We start from the raw sequence: 3721 nt of genomic DNA, 5'->3' as shown, positions 1-3721 counted from the left end.
GCGGCGGATACAGCGGCGAGAGCACCGTTGCCTGCTGCGTATCCGGCACATCTCGTCAGGGCGGGCCACAACGGGCGGGCGACAGCCCGAACTATCTGGTCAGTCATCGAATGCGGCGTGTGCTGCACGAGCCGGTGGAGGATCTTCGCCGCGCGGGTGGCCAGGAGCCGGCCGAGGCCTCGGTTGGCGAGTTTGCCTGCAGCAGTGGCGACGAGGACAAGCGATTTCGGTTCGACGGGGCGATGACTGGCGCTGCGAGCGAGGTAGGCCAGGGCTGTCATGCCGCCCATGGAGTGCCCCACGAGGGTGAGTGGGCCTTTAACGCCAAGCGCTATGAGCAGGGTGGCCAGATCGTCGGCGAGCTGCTCGATGCGGTAGGTGTGCATGGGCGCGTCGGCGGAGTCGCCGTGGCCGCGATGGTCGTAGCTGATGATCCGAATGTCATTGCCCCACTCGCGAATCAGCTGACCGATCTGAATATCCCACGACGATTGGTCTAAGCAAAGGCCATGCAGAAGGACCACGGTGTGGTCGGGCGCGCGAGACCCATAGTCACGCACGGACAGCCGGACACCATCCCTCGCAGCGATGATCCGGCTGCGGCCGAGAGGCGGGCGGTCTCGCCGGATTGCCACGCCGGGCTGCGTCCGCGAGGATCCAATTTGGCCGTGGTCTGGCGATGCCCAGGGCCGCGTACCCGGCGCGCTCACGATGTCGCTGATCGTGCGTAGAGGTGGGCGATGAGTTCAACCCACTCACGGGCGCTCTGCTGGTTCCCCAGCTGAAGGTGTGGCGGGACCAGACGGGAATGCGACCGGCCGCCCGCTTCGGCCACGGTGGTACTGATGTATATCAGCCAGTATGGGCGGCCTGCCGGCTTGAACGCGCCGCAGATCTCTGCCCGGTCCATTCCGAAAGCGCTTATCCGCTCGCCACCGTCGTCATCGACACAAGTGACGACTCGATGCAAGTCGGCGACGGTCGATGTCATCTTCGATTCCTCCTGTGCTTGGGACGCATCATCGGCCGCCTGGGGTTGCGCCCGCATCCGCGAGCGCTCGGTTTGACTCGCAGCGGCGACTCAATCGGATAGGACACGGTCGAGCTGCCTGCGCGGTTCAATGCCGAGTTTGATGAAAGCATCGCCCCCGTGCCCGTGGGGAGCGGCAGACTTGTCTGCTGCGCCGGATTATTGGCGCGAAAGTCTATGGCGTGATTGGTGATTGGCGGTTGACTATCCGGAACCTGGTGCGTGCTGTCACACGCTATGAGCAGATCGAATGGCGCGTCAGCTGCACGATCGGGATTGCGCTGGTTGCGGCAGCGAGGCCACCTGCCGTTTCATCCCTTACGTGAGGGCAGCGGCGAATTCTTCGCGGTGTTTGCGGACGAATTCGGCGAATGTGGTCGGCGGATGGCCAAGAGTATTGGCCAATGCGTCGGGATCGGCCGGCATCACTGGCGCCTTACCGCTGGCGAAACCTGCGCCGATGATCGAGATATGTTGAGCCATACCGTGGTTCACTGGCCCACTGCTGTCTGCCTGACTCGCCATCATCTCGCGCCACCGCTCGTGCGAGATCGGCTGGTACTCGATCTTCTGACCGGTCTGTGCCGAGATGATCTCGGCGATCTCGGCGTGGCTCAGCGCCTCGCCTCCCGGCGGATAGCTCACCACCGGCGTTGGTGGCGGCGGTTGTAGAAGGTGGTGCACAGCGAGTTCGGCGGCATCTTGTCCACCGATCCATGGGGCTCGTCCGGTGCCGAAACTGTTGGTGATGACACCGTGTTGGCGGATGGATTCCCTGTGCAGGATCAGCACGTTTTCGTGGAAAAGCGCCGCGACCCGCAGGACTGTCGGGTTCAGACCTGCCCAAATCAGTATCTCTTCAGCGATAGCCTGAGCGCGCCCGAGCGCACTGGGGTGGTCGTGCGAGGACACCGCCATCGACATGACGACCACGTGGGGCCGCTGGCCCAACTCCACCAGCACGGAGGCTAAGTTCGCCGCGGCGGGGATGACGCCGGGGGCGATCGGGTACGTGAAGTACACCGCCGATACGCCGTCCACAGCGGCCGGCAACGTACTGCGGTCGTGCAAGTCCCCAATCACCACTGATGCGCCCTTGTGGCGCAGTGCGTCCACACGCCCGTTGTCAGTGCGGGTCAGCACTCGAACGTTGCGGCCCTGAGCAACAAGTCGGTCGACCACGGTGGCACCGGTGTTTCCATGCCTGCCGGTGCCGCCGATCACCAGTACATCGGGCGGGGGCCCAACCAACGGAGATAGTTGCATCATGCAACTTAAACTAGCGGTCGGCCAGCTTGGATGCAAGCGCCACGCCGATGGTCGCCGACGGCGTTATGTGCGTTGGTTCGCGGAGCGAGACTGGATGTTTCGCGGCGGCACCATATTCGGATCGGTGGCGCCCTTGGTCGACAACATGCGGACGTTGTCGCGGGGCACCCGACGGCCCGTTCTGGTGTTGACGATGCGCAGTTCGACGGGATCGCCACTCTGGTCGCTCGGCTGCAAAGGTGGGCATTTGGCGGTGGCACCCCACTTGTCGCCCCAGGCCACCATGGCCATCAAGACGGGCTGCAGATCGCGTCCCTTCTCGGTGAGCCGGTATTCGTATCGGTTCCCCGAATCGCCGTAGGGCACACGGGTCACCACGGCGTGGTCGGACAGCCAGTTGAGCCGATCGGTAAGCGTGTTACGGGCGATGCCGAGGCGCCGTTGAATGTCGTCGAAGCGAGTGACGCCAAAAAAGATGTCGCGCACGACCAGCAGCGACCACCAATCGCCGACCACCTCGAGCGTCTGGGCAACCGAGCAATTCAGCTCTTCAAACGATGCGCGCCGCATAGCATCAGGCTAGACGGCCCGCAGCAAAATCATCTAGTAATGCAACTCAGGCGGATGGTCACTCGTGCCGGAATTTCACTCCTGCTCAGGCGCTACGATTCCGGCGGTTTTGGCCAGCCAGTTGGGCGCGAGCACCGATAGGCCGGTGGCCGCTGCGGTCGCGCCGGCCACCCCGGTCCAGGCGACCGGCCCGAGCGGCGTGCATCCGAAGAAGTGGCTGACGCCGGGCGTCTGGACGATCGCGACCAGAACCGCTGAGCTACCCAACGCCGTCGCCACGACCAGCGGGCTGTGCCGCCGGGTCAGCAGCGTCTGGGCCAGCTGCGTCGTCACCAATGCCGTCAGTCCCATTGTCGACGTGCGTCTTTCGGTGCCCGGAGTCCAACGCCCGATAGCCCAGGCCGCGGTCGCGCCGGCGGCCGTCACGGCGCCGCGGGTGACGATCTGGCGCATCAGCGGAGCGTCCAGCGAAGGTGTCGGCGCGGTGAGCACCGATTGCTGATAGGCACGCCTGGCCTCGTCGGCCTCTTCCTCGGTGTCGTATTCGTCGGCCTCGGGTTCGTCGAACTGCGGGGTGACGGCGACGGCGAGCGCCGGGAACATGTCGGTCAGCAGGTTCACCAGCAGCAGCTGACGGGTGCCCACTGGCGCCCGTCCACTGCCCAAGGCCGTGCCGATGATGGTGAACAGCACCTCGCCGACATTGCCGCCGACCAATATGGTCACCGCGTCGCGCACGCCGGCCCACATGCTGCGGCCCTCGACCAATGCGTCGAGCAGCACGCCCAGGTCGTCCTCCGTCAACACGATGTCGGCGGCGCCGCGGGCGGCTGAGGACCCTCGACCGCTCAC

Annotated in this window: 5 protein-coding genes; all 5 read right to left on the bottom strand. The window is 65.1% G+C overall.

The window, feature by feature from the left end; genetic code table 11:
- The coding region (locus VNW74_RS23330) for an alpha/beta fold hydrolase (RefSeq protein ID WP_325681216.1) at positions 1-524 on the bottom strand (524 nt) is incomplete at its 3' end.
- A 182-nt stretch (positions 525-706) separates the two neighbouring features.
- Positions 707-991, bottom strand: coding sequence for a hypothetical protein (locus tag VNW74_RS23325; protein WP_325681214.1), 285 nt, complete (start codon positions 989-991; stop codon positions 707-709).
- A 357-nt stretch (positions 992-1348) separates the two neighbouring features.
- Positions 1349-2299, bottom strand: coding sequence for an NmrA family NAD(P)-binding protein (locus VNW74_RS23320; protein WP_325681212.1), 951 nt, complete (start codon positions 2297-2299; stop codon positions 1349-1351).
- A gap of 63 nt (positions 2300-2362) precedes the next feature.
- Entirely contained in the window at positions 2363-2869 is a 507-nt protein-coding gene (locus tag VNW74_RS23315) for a helix-turn-helix domain-containing protein (protein WP_325681210.1), read from the bottom strand.
- 75 nt (positions 2870-2944) lie between these two features.
- Positions 2945-3721, bottom strand: a 777-nt coding sequence (locus tag VNW74_RS23310) for a cation transporting ATPase C-terminal domain-containing protein (protein WP_349256804.1), incomplete at its 5' end; no start/stop codon positions are given.

This window comes from Mycobacterium sp., from assembly GCF_035570115.1.
Lineage (GTDB): Bacteria > Actinomycetota > Actinomycetes > Mycobacteriales > Mycobacteriaceae > Mycobacterium.
Note: the sequence above shows the minus strand (reverse complement) of the source record. Positions and strands in the feature narration are given on the sequence as shown.